The following is a 17,492-nucleotide window of genomic DNA, read 5'->3' on the forward strand; positions in this document are numbered from 1 at the left end:
TTGGTAGGCCTTGATGGCACGTCAATATCTTTCGCTCAGTTGGTTAGCACAGCTTAGGCTTAACCTTGGGTACCAGGCGGTCATGTCCCCTCAGTAAGGGCTACGGCAACGCATACTCGTCTTATCTTATTGATAAATATGTGATTAATAATGATAAGAAATTATGTTCCAGTACCCTACTCCCATAGCCGCATTTTCACTTGATAGGCTATATGCTATCATTGCGCTATACGATAAAGGAGGTGCCCATGAAATCAATATCCTATGAAGAATTTCAGCAAAACCTTCCCTACTGGCTGGCCTATTTACGCGATGGCGGAGAATTATCCGTCAAGCAGGCAGCGCAAAAAGCTGTTAAACCTTCTGCTAATGATGCTACCTCTGACCGAGGCAAAGACATAGCTATTTCATCTACGTCAGTTGGAGTGATGCATAGTAGAAAATTATCGTTTAAGGATGCGCTTGAGACCACAAGAACCCGGCATGCTAATACCATAAAGATTCTGGGTGATAAATAATGGATTTTGATTTTCTGACGCAAGAACAAGTGATTGAAATCCAATTTTTGACGCTGCCGCAATCAGGCCAACCGGATATCAATAAACTTGCCGGGGCGTTAAACCGCGTCGAGACTTTACATTATTATGAAAATTGCGATGACGTCTTTAAATTGGCCGCCATGTATTTGATCGGCATCGCTAAAGCGCATGCGTTTAATGATGCTAATAAAAGAACTGCGTTCCAGGCGACATCCGTATTTCTATTGATGAACGGCATTGAATTAAATGAATCACTTTATCTGGTGAAGCTGACTCTTTTTGCTGCTATGGATCAGGCCAATATAGAGGAAACTACCTTTGCTTTACGTTTGCTGTCTAATTATATGAACGAATTGCTGGAAGAAAATATTGATAACTATGCTGAGTAGTTTCACTGGTGTTATGGCTAATAATATAGTGCGGATTAAAGAAACGCTGCAAAGGTAAGTCTTCTCCGCTAACAAATTACCGAATACTATTATTATCCAATAAAGTACTTAAAAATCATGACTTGACATAACTAAATAATTAAGTGCCTACAAAATGGCTACACAATCTATCAGGGATTTTTATACCTGAAAATAGCTGGTAGCCATTCCATAAGATTCACGCGACTGCCAACGTCATCCTTTCCGCCCATTCGTCAGTACTCATCGCTTCACCAGTACTTCTAATGATCACATCATCTTCAATCGAATCGATGATGAAGGTTCGAAAACGTCGAGCTTTGTGACAATAACCTTCCAAGTAATAGCCATCAAATTTTTTAACATCCACTTCACGAAAACTATATTCACCTTTTGAGTTTGTATAGTTGAAAGCAATTTGCGCAATATCTTCGTCGATTAATGATTGCGAATGCTTGCGAGTCGGCGCGTTCGGTGATTTGGTGGATTTTCTGCGTTTTGTTGCCAGCGGTTCTTTCAAGTCTTTAACGTTCGGACTTATCTCTTTATCGGCGTAAGACACAGGCTGCGCTTGGCTTGGCTGAGGCCGCGATATGCTGGATTTCTGAATCGCTACGGGTAATCTAGACACTTCCGAGCCGTTGATGATACTGCTGTTCATATTCATTCGGCGACATTTGATCGCTTGAACCATGCCGACGCCACTGTTATAAAACATTTCGATGTAATCAAAAATATCGCTGCGGGCTTCTTCCCGCGTTCCATAGATCTTTTTCTTTATCCGCTCACGCTTTAAAAGCTGGAAAAAACTTTCTGCAACTGCATTGTCGTGGCAGTTGCCGCGTCGGCTCATGCTGCCTTCCAGACCATGTGACTTCAGGAATGACTGCCACTCATGGCTTGTATACTGACTGCCTTGGTCAGAATGTACCAGTACCTGTTTTCGTGGACTACGGCGCCACAGTGCCATCAGCAAAGCATTCAGAACGATATCTTTCGTCATTCGGGATTGCATCGACCAGCCAATGATTTTGCGGGAGAACAGATCGACGATCACTGCAAGATACAACCAGCCTTCATGCGTCCTGATATACGTAATATCTGTCACCCAGCGCTCATTCGGTGCCATCGGATTAAATTGCCGCTGGAGTCTTTTAGGCGTCACAATGCTTGCTTCGCCCTTGTACGATCTTGGACTGCGATAACCGACCTGAGCTTTTATTCCAGCGCCGTGCATCAAACGCCAGACCCGGTTTGCACCACACCGCTCACCCGTATCGCGCAGATCTAGGTGGATCTTGCGATAGCCATATACACATCCAGATTCAAGCCAAAACTGCTTAATCAGCCCGGTCAGCTTCTGGTCTGTGTGGTATCGCCGTGAATGTGGTTGCTGAAGCCAAGCATAAAAACCACTCGGATGAACATCCAGAACGCGGCAGAGCAAACGAACCGGAAAGTCACGACTGTTGTCACGAATAAAGACGTACCTCAGTCGGACAGCTTTGCGAAGTACGCCGCGGCTTTTTTTAATATATCTCGTTCATCAGTAACCCGTTTCAGTTCTTTCTGGAGCCGTCAGATCTCAACTTGAGCATCAGACTGGTCTTGATTTACCTAAGAATCTGGGCCGTACTTCTTTATCCACGCATAAAGACTGTGTGTGGTGATATCGAGGCGTGTTGCCACGCTTAAAACGGAATGGCCACGACCCCCGACCATCTGGAAGACGCGATCCATCTCAACCCATTAGCCGGTTTGAATGACTACAAAGTGTCTACAGCGCGTCATAGTGGGTAGAATACGGTAGAACAGGATGGGCTTAAGTGACTGATTTATTAGATAAGTAGTTGATTACCCTACCCTTATAAAAAAAGACCGAATACGATTCCTATATTCGGTCTAGGGAAATGGCTCTTGGGAGAGAGCCGTGCGCTAAAAGTTGGCATTAATGTAAGCTGTTTAGCCTTACACTTGATGAGTATAGAGACGCACAGGGATTTTTCCATCGCCGGCCTCGCATTACCGGCGCTATTGTTTCACCAAATGATAACTTTGTGATATCAAGCACACTTATAATTATTAACATATTAAACTATAAGCTCACTATACATATCCCTGCCCCGCAGCCGGCAAGTGGGTCCTATCCCGGCATCTCAGCCCGGTGCGTTGCACAATTGGCCGGCGCGCTCGACAAACGGCGCGATGCTCATCTTGTGCCCCGGATTAGCAGGGTCGTCCAGCAGGATGGCGTCAATGGGCGTCGCGTTGACCTGGCCGCTGGCCATGGCACGGGTGGCCGGTTCATTGAGGGGATACTGCATCAGGGTGCTCATATTCAGCGCAAACAGCGAGCCGTCCGGGCGGCAGAGCAATTGCACCTCTTCTTTGGTAAAGGCCCATTGCTTGCCGAACTGAAACTTGCTGACGGTGATAATTTGCGCCGCGCTGACCGCCTGGGCGGTAAAGGCTAACAGCAATAACGCGATACTCCGGGTTTTCATGTTTTATCCTACTATTGGACCTGACGCCTGGGCGGCGCCAGGATGTGATCAGGGTTCAAGCGTGGCGAAAATACTCACCAAAATCAGTACCAGATTACCAAGAATCATCTCCGCAAGCGTCAGCAAGGTCAAGATACGAATAGCCGCGGGATGGTGGCGCGCCATGGCGGGAACCACGGCATAACGATTGGTTACCGCCAGGATCACCATCACCGCCACCACGGCTATTTTTATCAGCAGCAGCCGCTGGTACGGCGCCGACCCATCGAGCGGCCAATGGCCCAGAACCAGCGCGGTATTGACGATACCGGTGAAAATGACCAGCGCCACCGCAGCATGTCCGCTGCGCGAAAAACGAATCAGCGCGCGCAGCGCGTCCGGACGCGCCGTCTCGCGTAGCAGCGGCAGACAAAACAGCAGCGGCAGCAGCCCGCCCAGCCACCAGGCGGCGGAAAACAGATGCGCCATTTGATTGAGCCGCTGCATGACGCCGCGCAGTCCCTCGCTCATCGCCGTGTGGCCCACCAGCGCCAGGCTTGCCAGCAGGCCGGCCATGGCGGCGAGCAATGCCCGCTGCCTGATGGCGGTCATCGGCCCATGGCCCGCGGCCAACACCGCCGCCAGCGCGATAGCCATATGCCACAGCCAGACAGTGCCGAAGGCAGTGCCGAGCACCGCCGCCCAGATGGCGGGGGAAAGGGTTTGCGTCCAGCCGTCCCCCATTTGCCCGGCTTGCAACCCCAGCAGGACAACCGCCGACGCCAGGGCGACCCAGGCCAGAACGCGCAAGGGCGCGCCCAGGGATGCGCGCAGGCCGGCGCGCAGTGCGGGCGGCGCCAGGTACTCGCAAAACAGGGCGGTACCGAACGCCTGCATCACCGCCGCGATATGGAGATAGCGGCAGGCGGAATAGCACTCCGCCAGGCTTAGCATCTATTTAACGCTGAATTGATAATTGCCTTGGGTTTTATGACTGTCCACCGATACCACATGCCATTGCACTTGATACTCGCCGGCGGCCAGGGGCTTTTCAATGGGCACGATGACCTGCTTAGGGTTGGCGGGGTCGACCTTGATGGCGCCGGTGGGGATGACGGTGTTGCCGGGGCCGGTTAGCGTCAGGCCGCTGAAGCCAGGCTCGATGCCCTCGCTGAAGGTGAGCGTTAACGCCTGCGGCGCGGCGGTCATGGTGGCGTTGGCCGCCGGATATTGCGTTTTCAGGTGCGCATGCGCCTGGGCCTGTTGCGATCCCAACAAAGTCAGGGCAGTGACTAACAGCGTCAACAGGGGCGCGGTAAAAGGTTGGCTTGACATCGATGTCGTTTCCTAAGACTGAACGGGTATCCTGTCGGTTAAACCGACGCTTGGCGGTCCACCGCGGGAGCATTGCCGGTTATTCGTTTATTCTTGGGAAACAAAAAACCCGGCGCTGCTACCGGTTTGCCTGGACGCAAACTGATGATAACGGCAGCCGGGGCTGAAGTCGAGCAAACCACTGTCCGCGCGGGGATTTACATCGGCGCGGCCGTATTGTCGCCACCGTTCATTTTTTTCAAATCCTGATCGATAAAGAACAGTCCGCTGTTATTGGTATCCACCAGCGCCAGCTTGTCGAGGATGGATTTAAACAATTTTTCTTCTTCGTGCTGTTCGGAGACGTACCACTGCAGGAAGTTAAACGTCGAATAGTCCTGGGAGATCATCGCCGCATGGACCAGTTCGTTGATTTTCACCGTGATCATCTGCTCATGTTCATAGGTGCGCTTAAACAGCTCGGCCAATGAGGTAAAACCGGTTGGCGGCGCCTCGATTGCGCCCAGCACCGGCATGGTGCCGGTATCGTTGAGATAGTCGAACAGGCGGCGCATATGGTCCATCTCTTCCAGAGATTGGGTCTTGAGAAAGGCCGATGCGCCTTCGTAGCCCTTATCACTGCACCAGGCGCTCATTTGCAGATAAAGATTGGCGGAAAAAAATTCCAGATTGAGTTGCTCGTTAAGCTTTATTGCCATTTCTTGTTTTAGCATGGGCAGGCTTCCTTATGATGATTACGCCAATACGAATATAAACATTATGCCCAAATGCTAACAAAAATTACACTATAATTTAACCAATGAGTAATTTAATATTTTTTATGTATTAAATTCATAAGGTTATTTATTTTTATAATGAGATTTTTTCTATAAAATCATTATTTATTAATGGTAGTGATAGGTATTCTTATTTGTATTATGAATACGCCAGGCCATTATTTCGGACAATGATAGCCATATTATTGCGTCGGCTGTTAATACAAACGATTATTATTTGTATCGCTGTCCCGCCGACCCTTGCGTTTTGCCGCGCAGTACCTTATTTTTAGCAGCATTGACCTTACAAGCGGCAGGAGGCGGTATGCAATATAATCTGGCCACACTGGGCAGCGAGGCGATGGACAAGATCAATGTCGATCTGGCCGCGTCCGGCGTGGCGTTCAAGGAGCGGTACAATATGCCGGTGGTCGCCGAGCATGTGGAACGGGAACAGCCGGAGCCTTTGCGCGCTTATTTTCGCGAACGGGTGGCCTTTTATCGCCAGGCGTCGCTGAATTTTTCCCGTTTGCCATATGAGCCACGAAAATAATTCGCCAATGGCCTATACTGGACTGGCAATGCCCCGGCACGTACCTGAACCAACGGCCGGAAGGCAAGCAGGCGCCGCGCGCCACGCCCGCGCTGCATGGCTTGCCGGCCCGCGCGGCGCTGTCCGCCGTGCGGCAAAATAGCACAAAATGACTTGATTATCAGTGCCAACAGGCAGTTAATCATTTCTACATTTCCGGTTCTTTTACAGAGAGGTAAATATGAGTAAGGGAATGGATCGTAAGAAAGACACCAAAAAGAAACCGCTGAAATCGCCGGAAGAAAAACGCGCCGACAAGCGTAACAGAAAGACCCAGCCTGATATCGTGTAAGGCTAACCCATATTAAACCCGCATCTGATGCGGGTTTTTTGTCGGCGCTATTCAGGGCATAATGGCTTTTTTATTTAGCCTTGGACAGGTAACGTCATGTCTTTTCGTGTTATCGATACCGAAACCTGCGGACTGGACGGCGGCGTCGTGGAAGTCGCCTCGGTGGACGTTGTTGACGGCCGGTTATGCAATGCCATGAGCGATCTGGTCAACCCCGACCGGCCCATCGGCTACGAGGCCATGGCCATCCACCATATCACCGAAGCCATGGTCGAGGATAAGCCGCGTATCGCCAAGGTGATTGGCCGCTATCACGGCAGCCCGTATTACGTGGCGCATAACGCCGCATTCGACCAGCGCATGTTGCCGGAAATGCATGGTCAATGGATCTGCACGGTCAAGCTTGCGCGCAAGCTCTATCCGGGTTTGAAATACAGCAACCAGTACCTGCGCTATGCGCTGGGTCTCGAGGTCGCCGTGCCGGAGGGTCTCTATCCCCATCGCGCCCTGTATGATTGTTACGTCACCGCGGCCCTGCTGGTGAAAATCATCGGGGATTCCGGCTGGAGCGCCGAGCAAATGGCGGCCTTAAGCAATGAAACCACCCTGCTTACGACGTTAAAATTCGGCAAATACCGGGGCCAGCCGATGGAACGGATCGCGCGCGAGGACCCCGGCTATTTGAAATGGATGCTCAACAACCTCAAGGACCTGTCGGCGGATATGCGTTACAGCATTAACCATTACCTGAAGCAGTCCTCAGACGCAGCGCATCAATAAATGAAATGCGCCGCCTGAGAGGCTTTCGCCGCCGTTTTATGCCGCCGGCGGCGCCTTGTCCGTCAGGGACAGGATAAAGGTATACTCCATGGCAATACCTTCGTAGCCTTTGAAACGCCCGGATTTGCCGCCGTGGCCGGAGTCCATGTCGGTACACAGCAGCAGCAGATTGTCGTTGGTCTTCACCGCCCGGAGTTTCGCCACCCATTTGGCCGGCTCCCAATACTGCACCTGGGAGTCATGTAAACCGGTGGTGACCAGCAGATGCGGGTAAGGCTGGGCGCTGACCCGATCATACGGACTGTAGCGCTTGATATAGTCGTAGTATTCTTTTTCCTGCGGATTGCCCCACTCGTCATATTCTCCGGTGGTCAGCGGTATGCTGTCATCAAGCATGGTGGTCACGACATCCACGAAGGGCACCTGGGCCACCACGCCTTTAAACAGATCCGGCGCCATATTGATCACCGCGCCCATCAGCAGGCCACCGGCGCTGCCGCCCATGGCAAAGGCTTGTTTTTCGTCCCCATAGCCGTTAGCCAGCAGATGCCGGCTGACGTCGATAAAGTCGTTAAAGGTGTTGAGCTTGTTGAAGAGCTTGCCGTCTTCATACCACTGCTGGCCTAATTCACCGCCGCCGCGGATATGCGCCAGGGCGAAGACGAATCCGCGGTCAAGCAGGCTCAGCCGGCTGGCGCTGAAATCGGGATCCATGCTGCTGCCGTAGGAACCATAGCCGTAGACCAGCAGCGGATTTTGCCCGCGCTGGAACAGATCCTTGCGATAGACCAGCGACACCGGCACCTCGACGCCGTCGCGGGCGGGAACCCATAGCCGCTCGCTGCGGTAGTGCTCGGCGTCGAAATTTTTCACCTGCGACTGTTTCAGCAGCCTGCGCTCCCCGGTATCCATATTCAGCTCAAACAGCGTGGTCGGCGTGGTCATGGAGGAATAACCATAGCGCAGCCACGCGCTGTGCGGATCGGGATTGTAGGCCAGCCAGGTAACATAGGTGGGGTCGTCAAAGGCGATGCCCTTCTCCTCCCCGGTCTGCCAATGCATCTGCCGCAAGCTGGTCAGGCCCTGGTGACGTTCCTCCACCACCAGCCAATCGCTGAATAAGGTAAAGTTTTCCAATACCACATCGTCCCTGGCCGGGATCACCGTTTGCCACAATTTCTCATCTCCCGTTTCGCAGCGGTAAAGGGCAAAATTCTTGCCTTCGCGGTTGGAGCGGACGTAAAAATGGCCCTGGAAGTGATCCAGCGAATACTCATGGTCATGGCGGCGGGTCAGGAATACCTGCGGGCTGGCCTGGGGATCGTCGGCGTCCAGCAGCAGGATCTCGCCCGATGTAGTGCTGCCCAGCGCAATAATAATATAACGTTCCGACGTGGTTTTATGCACGCTGACATAAAATGTGTCGTCTTTTTCCTCATACACCAGCTCATCCTGCGCCGGCGAGGTGCCGACCCGGTGACGGTAGACCTGGTAGGGCAGCAGCGTTTTTTTATGCTTGCGCACGTAGTAGAGGATCTGTGAATCGCTGGTCCATTCAAAACCCGACGAGGCATCCTCGAGCACTTCCGGATACCACGAATCGCGGGCCAGGTTCTTGAAACGAATACCGTACAGGCGCCGTGACAGAAAATCCTCCGCCGCCGCCATGATGGCGTTATCCGGACTGATCTCAAGCGACCCCATGGTATAGAACTCGCTTTGCGCCGCGCGCTTGTTGCCGTCAAGCAGGATCTCCCATTCGGCCGTTTCGGGCAGATCGGCGCGCTGGCGGGTATAGATGGCGTACTCATTGCCTTGCTCATAGCGGCTCTGGTAACGATAACCGCGCCGGACGTAGGGTACCGAGCGATCCTGCGGCGGTATGCGCTCCACCATTTCGGTAAATAAGCGGTGGCGCAACTCCTCATGGCCCTCCATCATGGCTTGGCCATAGGTATTCTCTTGGGCCAGGTAGTCCAGCACGGCCGGGTCTTCACGTTTGTCGTCGCGCAGCCAGTAATAATCATCGACGCGTGTCTCACCATGCACGGTCAGGTTATGCGGTCTTTTTTCAGCTATTGGGGGAAATCTCATACGCACCCTTCCTTATTTCTCATAAGAAACAGAGTGGCACGAATATGCCGGGTTGCCAAGCGCAGCCGATTTTATCGCCTGCGCCGGCAACGGGGGGTCAGCGTGGCGGGACGGCGGTTATCTGGGCTTTAAGCTGTTGTTCGAGGCCGGTTTTTACGTCATCAGGAATTTTCAGCGCCAGCGCCAGCGCATCCATATAGCTTCTTTCCATAAAATGATCGACGTCGACCACCGCGCAGCTGAGGTAATAGATCTCCAGGGCCTCGTCCTCGCTGTGAATATCCTGCGCCAGGCGCGCCGGGTCCAGCGGCTGGGCGATGGCGTCCTGGACCAGATGCTCCACATCCTCGCCCAGTCCCAACTGCTGCAGGTTGTCCCGAATGGCCCGTTGCTCATGGTCGTCGATGTGGCCGTCGGCCTTGGCGGCAAAGACCAGGGCCGTCACCAGCCGCTGCGTGCGACGGTCAATGGGCGTGGGAGGCTGGGTAAACTGCGCATCGTGCTGATGGGTTTCGCGCACGCGTTTTTTATATTGGTCCCACAGCACCGCGCCTATCGCGGCGCCGCCGCCGATAAATAGGGCGTTCTTGCCCACCGCGCCCATCATCTTGCGTGACGATTTATTGGCCACCAGCAGGCCGGCCAGCCCGCCAAGCGCTCCGGGCGCCAGCAGGCCCGCCAGGTTGCCGCCCTGATCCCCCGGCCCGCCCTTTTGCTGGACCAGGGTCTGGATTTTCTGCAGCCACTGATTCATTGCCGTTCCCCTTTAGGTGGTGTATGCCGGACGGTGCCCGGCGCCACATGTCCTAACCTAGCGGATATTGTGTCAAGTTGTTAAAAGGGTTTGCAAAGATAGCGTGGCCGCCGATGTCCGGACGCGCATTTCACGCCGCGCGTCCGGCAGGGAGTGTTATTGCTGGAGGGAATAACTTATTTCACCTTTTTCACAATCAAGGTTCACAGCATAGGCGCGATCGGCGGTTTGCCCGCGAATTTTCAGCGGCGCCTGCCAGTTGTCGCCGTTGCCGGTGATATCCTCGGGGTTGACCTGGGCGACAATGGTATCGCCGCCCAGGGCCTTTTTATCGTCGTCGGTGTGGGGAAAGCGATTCTGGGTGTAGTCCTGTTTAATCAGCTCCGCCACCTGGGGGGCGTTGAGATCGGGACAGGCCGCAACCTTATACGTCTTCCCGGGCTGGCTTTTTTTGGCCGGTTCCTTCGCCGTCGGCGTTTTATTATCGGCGGCGGCCGGCGCGGCTTCCGCCTTGGCCTTCTCCGCCGGGGCCTTTTTAGCCGGCGCCGGTTTATCGGCGGCCGGGGGCTCCTCCGGCTGTTTTTTAACCGGGGCGGCGGCCGGCGGCGTTGCCGGGGCCGGCGCGGCGTCATTAGCCGGCGGTGTCTGTGCCGGAGCGGCGTTATTCGCCGGCGCCGGGGCGGCGGTGCCCGGTTGCGTATTCTGCGTTTGTCCGGCGGGCTGCTGAGTGGTGGACGCGCCTTCCGTGGACGTTTGCGAGGCGGCGGCCTGCCCAGCCGCCTGCGGTGTTTGATCTTCCGCGGCCGCGAGTGACGGCAGCAACATGCCGATGACGATGACGCCTAACAGGCCGATTCCCGTTTTATGCATAAAACCTCCACTTGTTCTGATTATCCGTTCTCAAGGTATTGAATGATAATAGCCGGTTAAAATTACGTTGAGAACGGGAATTATACGAACTATAACAAAAGCCGGGCGTTTTTGGCGGCGTCCAGGCCGATTCCCACGTCCTGCACTCCCCTCTTCGTACCGGCGCTGCTGCACGCGCAATCGTTTTCGTTTATACTGCGCGCAATTTTTATCAGGTCAGGGGAAAGCGGATGTTAATCATAGGCACGGCGTTACGTCCCGGCGCCACGCGGGTCATGCTGCTGGGCAGCGGTGAACTGGGCAAAGAGGTGGCGATTGAGTGTCAACGGCTTGGCGTCGAGGTGATTGCCGTCGATCGTTATGCGAACGCCCCGGCGATGCATGTCGCCCATCGCGCGCACGTCATCAATATGCTGGACGGCGATGCGCTCAGGGCGGTGATTGAACTGGAACGGCCCGATTTTATCGTGCCGGAAATCGAAGCCATCGCCACCGACATGCTGGTAGCCCTTGAACATGAGGGCCATCATGTGGTGCCCTGCGCGCAGGCCACGCGCCTGACCATGAACCGCGAGGGCATCCGCCGCCTGGCGGCGGAAACGCTGGACCTGCCCACTTCCGCCTACCGTTTTGCCGCCGACCGCGCCGGGCTGGACCAGGCGGTATCGGCCATCGGCTATCCTTTGATTATCAAACCGGTGATGAGTTCGTCGGGTAAAGGCCAGAGCCTGGTGCGCGACGCCGCCGGCCTGGACGCGGCCTGGGACTATGCGCAGCAGGGCGGCCGCGCCGGCGGCGGCAAGGTGATTGTCGAGGGCCTGGTCCCCTTTGATTTTGAAATTACCCTGCTTACCGTCAGCGCCGTCGATGGTATCCATTTCTGCGATCCCATCGGTCATCGCCAGGAGGACGGCGATTACCGGGAATCCTGGCAGCCGCAGCACATGAGCGCGGTGGCGTTGCAACGGGCGCGGGATATCGCACAACAGGTCGTGACCGCCCTGGGCGGCCGCGGATTGTTCGGCGTTGAGCTGTTTGTGCGCGGCGACGAGGTGATATTCAGCGAAGTGTCGCCGCGTCCGCATGATACCGGCATGGTGACCCTTATCTCCCAGGATCTGTCCGAATTCGCCCTGCATGTGCGCGCCTTCCTCGGCCTGCCCGTCGGCGCGATCCGCCAGTACGGCCCGGCGGCGTCGGCGGTTATCCTGCCGGAGCTGACCAGCAGCGACGTGCGTTTCAGCGGCCTGGAGCAGGCGCTGAAAGCGCAAACGCAGATCAGGCTGTTCGGCAAGCCGGAAATCGGCGGCAAGCGCCGTCTTGGCGTGGCCCTGGCCATGGCGCAGACGGTGGAAGAGGCGGTAAAGGATGCCAAAGCCTGTGCCGCGGCGGTCAAGGTCAGCGGCTGATGCGCCAGGCCTGAACCAAAAAAAAGCTCCTCTTGCGAAGGAGCCCTTATTACCTGCCTGAATGGCGGGAGCGGATGCGCGCCGGCTTAAAGCTTGGCGCCGGCCACCGCTTCTTTAGCCAGTTCGGTGATGCGCGCATAATCGCCCGCTTCCAGCGCATCGTTAGGCACCAGCCAGGAACCGCCGATACACAGCACGCTTTTCAGCGCCAGGTAATCACGGTAGTTCTTCGGTGAAATGCCGCCGGTGGGGCAGAAACGCACCTGCGAGAACGGACCGGCAATCGCTTGCAACGCCTTAACGCCGCCGTTGGCCTCGGCCGGGAAAAATTTGAACTCGCGCAGGCCGTAATCCATACCGAGCATCAGTTCGGAAACAGTGGCGATACCCGGGATCAGCGGAATGGTGCCCGCGACGGCCGCTTTCAGCAAGGGTTCGGTCAGGCCAGGGCTGATGGCGAACTGCGCGCCGGCAGCGGTCACTTCCGCCAACTGCTCCACATTGGTCACGGTGCCCGCGCCAACGATGGCCTCGGGAACTTCTTTGGCGATGGCGCGGATGGCGTCCATCGCGCAGGGGGTGCGCAACGTGACTTCCAGTACGCGCACGCCGCCGGCGACCAGCGCTTTGGCTAAAGGAACCGCGTGTTCCAGCTTATTGATAACGATAACGGGTACTACCGGGCCTGAGGTCAGGATAGTTTCCGCGCTTGTTTTCCAATGCTTCATGACTTGCTGTCTCCGTATGAACATCATCACCGCGTGTTTAAGGCGTGGCACGCCAAAACACCGGGCTAAAAATTACCGGCGCGGGATCAACCCGGCACCGGTGGGGAATGCGGTGTTATTCAAACTCGTTCCAGGAACGGCCGTCCCGGGTAATCATGGCCACCGAGGCCACCGGCCCCCAGGTGCCCGCCTGGTAAGGCTTGGGCGCGTCATTGTCGGACGCCCAGGCTTCCATAATGGAATCCACCCAGGTCCAGGCCTCTTCCACTTCGTCGCGGCGCACAAACAGCGCCTGGATGCCGCGCATGGTTTCCAGCAGCAGCCGTTCGTAGGCATCCGCCAGATGTTCCTGGTTAAAGGTTTCACTGAAACTCAAATCCAGCTTGGTGGTTTGCAGGCGATGCTTATGATCCAGCCCCGGCACCTTATTGAGGATTTGGATATCCATGCCCTCGTCCGGTTGCAGGCGGATGGTCAGCTTGTTCTGCGGCAATTCCTGGTAGGAGTCGCGGAACAGATTCAGCGCCGGGTTCTTGAAATACACCACCACTTCGGAACATTTGGTCGGCAAACGCTTGCCGGTGCGCAAATAGAACGGCACGCCCGCCCAGCGCCAGTTGTCGATATCCACCCGGATAGACACAAAGGTCTCGGTATGGCTGGCCTTGTTGGCGCCCTCCTCCTCCAGGTAGCCCGGCACTTTCTTGCCCTGTACAAACCCTGCGGTATACTGGCCGCGCACCGTGGTATCGCGCACATTGGTGTGATCGATAGGCCGCAGGGAACGCAATACCTTCACTTTTTCGTCGCGGATGCGATCGGTGGTCAGATCGGATGGCGGCGACATGGCGATCATGGTCAGGATCTGCAGCAGATGGCTTTGGATCATGTCGCGCATCTGGCCGGCTTTATCGAAATAGCCCCAGCGACCCTCGATGCCCACTTCTTCCGCCACGGTGATCTGGACATGGTCGATAGTCCGGTTGTCCCAATTGCTGGCGAACAGGGAATTGGCAAACCGCAGCGCCAGCAGGTTGAGCACCGTTTCTTTACCGAGATAATGGTCGATGCGGTAAACCTGGCACTCTTTGAAATATTCCGCCACCTGATCGTTAATCACGCGCGAAGAGGCCAGATCGGTACCCAGCGGTTTTTCCATCACCACCCGGCTCGGCTCTTTATTCAGGCCGGCCTGGCCCAGGCCCTGGCAGATGGCGCCAAAGGTATTGGGCGGCATGGCAAAATAGTTAATGGTCACCCGGGCCTGCTGGTCGAGTTTTTCACCCAGCCGGTTGAAGTGCTTGGTCTCGTTAACGTCAAGGTTACAGAAATCCAGGCGGCCGCTGAGCGTTTTCCAGAGCTTCTCGTCGATGGTTTCCTTCATGAAGGTTTCCAACGCTTCGCGTACCACCTTGGTATAGGCTTTCACGTCCCAGTCAGCACGGCCAACGCCGATAATGCGCGTCTCCGGATGAATGGAGCCGGCTTTCTCCAGCTGATATAGCGAGGGCAGCAGTTTGCGCCGTGCCAGATCGCCTTTGGTGCCGAAAATCACCAGATCGCATGCCTGGGCTATGGATGTTACCGCCATGTTCCTCTCCTCGTACAGGATGTTTGTAATTTTATTACATTTTAAATGGTTTTATTTTGATGCCGGCCAAAAGAATGCCAAAAAAACCGCGTGTAAACGCTTTTTTTCACCATTAATCACACCATATCCGCCATGAAAATGTAATTTATTAACAGTTTTGTCAATACATTACACTTCTGAAAGTTAGACACAGCTCATAGTCTGGCAAAAAACCTGCCGTGCCGGTCAGATTAACTGCCTTTGCACCGCGCGTCGTAGTATATTTCATCAAATCGGTAATGATTTCTCCTTTGTGTGAAATCGGTTAAACCCATGAGCTATTAACTTATGAACATGCTGGAAAAAATTAACAGCCATATGGAATTGCTGAGTAAATCCGAGCGTAAAGTGGCGGACGTGATCCTGGCCTCGCCCCAGACCGCCATCCATTCCAGCATTGCCATACTGGCCAGGATGGCCGACGTCAGCGAGCCTACCGTCAATCGTTTTTGCCGCCGCCTGGATACCAAAGGCTATCCTGATTTTAAATTACATCTCGCCCAGAGTCTGGCTAATGGTACACCTTATGTAAACCGTAATGTCGATGAGAACGACGGGGTCGATTCCTATACTGTAAAAATTTTTGAATCCACCATGGCCAGCCTGGAACAGGTCAAAACCCGTCTGGACATCAGCGCCGTCAACCGGGCGGTGGATTTGCTGACCCAGGCGAAAAAGATTTCCTTCTTTGGCCTGGGCGCGTCCGCGGCGGTCGCCCATGACGCCATGAATAAATTTTTCCGCTTTAATATTCCCATCGTGTATTCCGAGGATATCGTCATGCAGCGCATGAGCTGCATGAATTCCAGCGAAGGCGATGTCGTGGTGCTGATATCCCATACCGGCCGGACAAAAATGCTGGTGGACCTGGCGCGGCTGGCGCGGGAGAATGACGCTACCGTTATCGCCATCACCTCCGAATACTCGCCCCTGGCCCATGAAGCCACGCTAACCCTGGCCCTTGATGTGCCGGAGGATACCGATGTCTTTATGCCCATGATATCGCGTATTGCCCAATTAACCCTGATAGATGTCCTGGCCACCGGGTTTACCTTGCGCCGGGGTGCGAAATTCAGGGATAACTTGAAGCGGGTCAAGGAAGCTTTACGGGAATCGCGCTTTGATAAAGCCGATTCAGCAGCGTATAAATTTGATTAATATCGTAAGATATGAACAATAACCCCTCATGGCAGCCCAGGCTACACCGGGCCGGTTCAAAGATGGGGAACGTCTCAACACAGCCGGACTGGCGGCAACGGGCGGCGATATCCAACCGCTGCCTGATAGTACCGCCGGTTTCGATGTTTTCGCTACACCAATAATGCCCAAGTCAACGGAGTTATCCATGTCCAGACGGCTCAGAAGAACCAAGATTGTAACCACCCTGGGGCCAGCCACTGACCGCGACAATAATCTGGAAAAAATTATTGCCGCCGGCGCCAATGTGGTTCGCCTTAATTTTTCCCACGGTACGGCGGAAGATCATTTCAATCGGGCCAACAAAGTACGTGAAATCGCCGCCAAGCTGGGACGACACGTGGCCATACTCGGCGATTTGCAGGGGCCTAAGATTCGCGTATCGACGTTCAGGGAAGGCAAGGTGTTCCTGAGCGTGGGCGATAAGTTTCTCCTTGATGCCAACTTGGGCATCGGCGAAGGCGATCGGGAAAGCGTAGGCATCGATTATAAAGGCCTGCCCGGTGACGTGGTGCCCGGCGATGTCCTGCTGCTCGACGATGGCCGCGTACAGCTAAAGGTGCGTGAAGTCCAGGGCATGAAGGTCTTTACCGAGGTGACCGTCGGCGGTCCGTTGTCCAATAACAAGGGCATCAATAAAATGGGCGGCGGCCTCTCGGCGCCGGCACTGACCGAAAAAGACAAGGCCGACATCATCACCGCCGCTAAAATCGGCGTGGATTACCTGGCGGTCTCCTTCCCGCGCACCGGCGAGGATTTGAACTATGCGCGCCGCCTGGCCCGCGACGCCGGCTGCAATGCCAAGATCGTCTCCAAGGTAGAGCGCGCCGAGGCGGTGGCAAGCGACGAGGCCATGGATGATATTATCCTCGCCTCCGACGTGGTGATGGTGGCACGCGGTGATCTGGGGGTGGAAATCGGCGATCCGGAACTGGTCGGCATCCAGAAAAAATTGATCCGGCGCGCCCGCAAGCTCAATCGCGCGGTGATTACCGCCACCCAGATGATGGAATCGATGATCACCAACCCGATGCCGACCCGCGCCGAAGTGATGGACGTGGCCAACGCGGTGCTGGACGGCACCGATGCGGTAATGCTCTCCGCCGAAACCGCGGCCGGGCAGTATCCGGCGGAAACGGTGGCGGCCATGGCGCGGGTGTGCCTGGGCGCCGAAAAAATCCCCAGTATCAATGTGTCCAAACATCGCCTGGACGTGCAGTTTGATAATATTGAAGAAGCGATTGCCATGTCCAGCATGTACGCGGCCAATCATCTCAAGGGGGTCAGCGCCATTATCACCATGACCGAATCCGGCCGCACGCCCCTGATGATGTCGCGCATCAGCTCAGGCCTGCCTATTTTTGCCCTGTCCCGGCACGAGCATACGCTCAATCTTACCGCGCTCTATCGCGGCGTCACGCCGGTATATTTTGACAGCGACGGCGACGGCGTGGCCGCGGCCACCCATGCCGCCAACCTGCTGCGGGATAAAGGCTTCCTGATGTCGGGCGATCTGGTCATCATCACCCAGGGTGATGTGATGAGCATGGTGGGCACCACCAATACCAGCCGCATCCTGCTGGTGGAGTAATACCAGCCGCCCCTTGGCATGCTATGCCCGCCAACC

17 protein-coding genes and 1 pseudogene are annotated in these 17,492 nt (G+C 55.2%); 7 read left to right on the forward strand and 11 right to left on the reverse strand.

What is annotated here, in order from left to right:
- Positions 1-248: 248 nt before the first annotated feature.
- Both ACL2XM_RS10655 and ACL2XM_RS10660 read left to right on the forward strand, forming a co-directional pair.
- Positions 249-518 (forward strand): hypothetical protein, encoded by a 270-nt coding sequence (locus ACL2XM_RS10655; RefSeq protein ID WP_203521212.1) that lies wholly within the window; start codon positions 249-251, stop codon positions 516-518.
- Positions 518-928 (forward strand): type II toxin-antitoxin system death-on-curing family toxin, encoded by a 411-nt coding sequence (locus ACL2XM_RS10660; protein ID WP_413732865.1) that lies wholly within the window; start codon positions 518-520, stop codon positions 926-928. Before ACL2XM_RS10655 ends, ACL2XM_RS10660 begins: the two co-directional genes overlap by 1 nt.
- A 217-nt stretch (positions 929-1,145) precedes the next feature.
- On the opposite strand, the gene ACL2XM_RS10665 is transcribed toward ACL2XM_RS10660, so the two are convergent.
- From ACL2XM_RS10665 to ftnA, 6 genes and pseudogenes are all read right to left on the reverse strand, one after another.
- The gene (locus ACL2XM_RS10665; protein WP_413732867.1) at positions 1,146-1,607 is read right to left on the reverse strand and encodes a hypothetical protein; all 462 of its coding nucleotides are present in this window, start codon (positions 1,605-1,607) and stop codon (positions 1,146-1,148) included.
- Positions 1,570-2,686 (reverse strand): annotated as a pseudogene (locus ACL2XM_RS10670) (IS3 family transposase). Before ACL2XM_RS10670 ends, ACL2XM_RS10665 begins: the two are co-directional and overlap by 38 nt.
- A 416-nt stretch (positions 2,687-3,102) precedes the next feature.
- Positions 3,103-3,450, reverse strand: coding sequence for a YebY family protein (locus tag ACL2XM_RS10675; protein ID WP_410015325.1), 348 nt, complete (start codon positions 3,448-3,450; stop codon positions 3,103-3,105).
- A 48-nt stretch (positions 3,451-3,498) separates the two neighbouring features.
- On the reverse strand, positions 3,499-4,383 hold the full coding sequence (copD, locus tag ACL2XM_RS10680; RefSeq protein WP_413722654.1) for a copper homeostasis membrane protein CopD: 885 nt from the start codon (positions 4,381-4,383) through the stop codon (positions 3,499-3,501).
- Positions 4,384-4,764 (reverse strand): CopC domain-containing protein YobA, encoded by a 381-nt coding sequence (gene yobA / locus ACL2XM_RS10685; protein WP_413722653.1) that lies wholly within the window; start codon positions 4,762-4,764, stop codon positions 4,384-4,386.
- 197 nt (positions 4,765-4,961) lie between these two features.
- Positions 4,962-5,477, reverse strand: a complete 516-nt coding sequence (ftnA, locus tag ACL2XM_RS10690; RefSeq protein WP_410015328.1) for a non-heme ferritin — start codon at positions 5,475-5,477, stop codon at positions 4,962-4,964.
- A 367-nt stretch (positions 5,478-5,844) separates the two neighbouring features.
- Here ftnA and ACL2XM_RS10695 point away from each other — a divergent pair, with 367 nt between their 5' ends.
- A complete protein-coding gene (locus ACL2XM_RS10695) occupies positions 5,845-6,072 on the forward strand; it encodes a DNA polymerase III subunit theta (protein WP_410015329.1) in 228 nt (75 codons plus the stop codon).
- Positions 6,073-6,499: 427 nt separating this feature from the next.
- On the forward strand, positions 6,500-7,183 hold the full coding sequence (exoX, locus tag ACL2XM_RS10700; RefSeq protein ID WP_413732868.1) for an exodeoxyribonuclease X: 684 nt from the start codon (positions 6,500-6,502) through the stop codon (positions 7,181-7,183).
- A gap of 36 nt (positions 7,184-7,219) precedes the next feature.
- On the opposite strand, the gene ACL2XM_RS10705 is transcribed toward exoX, so the two are convergent.
- The 3 genes from ACL2XM_RS10705 to ACL2XM_RS10715 all read right to left on the reverse strand — a co-directional run bounded on the left by ACL2XM_RS10705 (position 7,220) and on the right by ACL2XM_RS10715 (position 10,901).
- Positions 7,220-9,277 carry a S9 family peptidase gene (locus ACL2XM_RS10705; RefSeq protein ID WP_413732870.1) on the reverse strand — a complete coding sequence of 686 codons (2,058 nt, stop codon included), beginning with the start codon at positions 9,275-9,277 and terminating at the stop codon, positions 7,220-7,222.
- A 97-nt stretch (positions 9,278-9,374) separates the two neighbouring features.
- A complete protein-coding gene (locus tag ACL2XM_RS10710) occupies positions 9,375-10,031 on the reverse strand; it encodes a tellurite resistance TerB family protein (protein ID WP_413732871.1) in 657 nt (218 codons plus the stop codon).
- Positions 10,032-10,187: 156 nt separating this feature from the next.
- Positions 10,188-10,901, reverse strand: coding sequence for a YebF family protein (locus ACL2XM_RS10715; RefSeq protein WP_413732873.1), 714 nt, complete (start codon positions 10,899-10,901; stop codon positions 10,188-10,190).
- 230 nt (positions 10,902-11,131) lie between these two features.
- On the opposite strand from ACL2XM_RS10715, the gene purT reads away from it, so the two are divergent.
- Entirely contained in the window at positions 11,132-12,310 is a 1,179-nt protein-coding gene (purT, locus tag ACL2XM_RS10720; RefSeq protein ID WP_413732875.1) for a formate-dependent phosphoribosylglycinamide formyltransferase, read from the forward strand.
- A gap of 86 nt (positions 12,311-12,396) precedes the next feature.
- Here purT and ACL2XM_RS10725 read toward each other — a convergent pair whose 3' ends face one another.
- Together ACL2XM_RS10725 and zwf are read right to left on the reverse strand one after the other, a co-directional pair.
- Positions 12,397-13,038: a bifunctional 4-hydroxy-2-oxoglutarate aldolase/2-dehydro-3-deoxy-phosphogluconate aldolase gene (locus ACL2XM_RS10725; protein ID WP_410015335.1), complete on the reverse strand. Its 642-nt coding sequence runs from the start codon at positions 13,036-13,038 to the stop codon at positions 12,397-12,399.
- A 115-nt stretch (positions 13,039-13,153) separates the two neighbouring features.
- Entirely contained in the window at positions 13,154-14,629 is a 1,476-nt protein-coding gene (gene zwf / locus ACL2XM_RS10730) for a glucose-6-phosphate dehydrogenase (protein WP_410015336.1), read from the reverse strand.
- A gap of 327 nt (positions 14,630-14,956) precedes the next feature.
- Here zwf and ACL2XM_RS10735 point away from each other — a divergent pair, with 327 nt between their 5' ends.
- Positions 14,957-15,826 carry a MurR/RpiR family transcriptional regulator gene (locus tag ACL2XM_RS10735; RefSeq protein ID WP_410015337.1) on the forward strand — a complete coding sequence of 290 codons (870 nt, stop codon included), beginning with the start codon at positions 14,957-14,959 and terminating at the stop codon, positions 15,824-15,826.
- A gap of 187 nt (positions 15,827-16,013) precedes the next feature.
- Positions 16,014-17,456, forward strand: coding sequence for a pyruvate kinase (gene pyk, locus ACL2XM_RS10740; RefSeq protein WP_410015338.1), 1,443 nt, complete (start codon positions 16,014-16,016; stop codon positions 17,454-17,456).
- The last annotated feature ends 36 nt before the right edge of the window (positions 17,457-17,492 follow it).

This window comes from Sodalis sp. RH20 (assembly GCF_047324205.1).
Classification (GTDB): domain Bacteria; phylum Pseudomonadota; class Gammaproteobacteria; order Enterobacterales; family Enterobacteriaceae; genus Acerihabitans.

Bases quoted from the DNA above. Each gene is read 5' to 3' on its own strand.
- ACL2XM_RS10655 (WP_203521212.1), top strand. From the start codon at position 249: ATGAAATCAATATCCTATGAAGAATTTCAGCAAAACCTTCCCTACTGG.
- ACL2XM_RS10660 (WP_413732865.1), top strand. From the start codon at position 518: ATGGATTTTGATTTTCTGACGCAAGAACAAGTGATTGAAATCCAATTT.
- ACL2XM_RS10665 (WP_413732867.1), bottom strand. From the start codon at position 1,607: ATGAACAGCAGTATCATCAACGGCTCGGAAGTGTCTAGATTACCCGTA.
- ACL2XM_RS10675 (WP_410015325.1), bottom strand. From the start codon at position 3,450: ATGAAAACCCGGAGTATCGCGTTATTGCTGTTAGCCTTTACCGCCCAG.
- copD (WP_413722654.1), bottom strand. From the start codon at position 4,383: ATGCTAAGCCTGGCGGAGTGCTATTCCGCCTGCCGCTATCTCCATATC.
- yobA (WP_413722653.1), bottom strand. From the start codon at position 4,764: ATGTCAAGCCAACCTTTTACCGCGCCCCTGTTGACGCTGTTAGTCACT.
- ftnA (WP_410015328.1), bottom strand. From the start codon at position 5,477: ATGCTAAAACAAGAAATGGCAATAAAGCTTAACGAGCAACTCAATCTG.
- ACL2XM_RS10695 (WP_410015329.1), top strand. From the start codon at position 5,845: ATGCAATATAATCTGGCCACACTGGGCAGCGAGGCGATGGACAAGATC.
- exoX (WP_413732868.1), top strand. From the start codon at position 6,500: ATGTCTTTTCGTGTTATCGATACCGAAACCTGCGGACTGGACGGCGGC.
- ACL2XM_RS10705 (WP_413732870.1), bottom strand. From the start codon at position 9,277: ATGAGATTTCCCCCAATAGCTGAAAAAAGACCGCATAACCTGACCGTG.
- ACL2XM_RS10710 (WP_413732871.1), bottom strand. From the start codon at position 10,031: ATGAATCAGTGGCTGCAGAAAATCCAGACCCTGGTCCAGCAAAAGGGC.
- ACL2XM_RS10715 (WP_413732873.1), bottom strand. From the start codon at position 10,901: ATGCATAAAACGGGAATCGGCCTGTTAGGCGTCATCGTCATCGGCATG.
- purT (WP_413732875.1), top strand. From the start codon at position 11,132: ATGTTAATCATAGGCACGGCGTTACGTCCCGGCGCCACGCGGGTCATG.
- ACL2XM_RS10725 (WP_410015335.1), bottom strand. From the start codon at position 13,038: ATGAAGCATTGGAAAACAAGCGCGGAAACTATCCTGACCTCAGGCCCG.
- zwf (WP_410015336.1), bottom strand. From the start codon at position 14,629: ATGGCGGTAACATCCATAGCCCAGGCATGCGATCTGGTGATTTTCGGC.
- ACL2XM_RS10735 (WP_410015337.1), top strand. From the start codon at position 14,957: ATGAACATGCTGGAAAAAATTAACAGCCATATGGAATTGCTGAGTAAA.
- pyk (WP_410015338.1), top strand. From the start codon at position 16,014: ATGTCCAGACGGCTCAGAAGAACCAAGATTGTAACCACCCTGGGGCCA.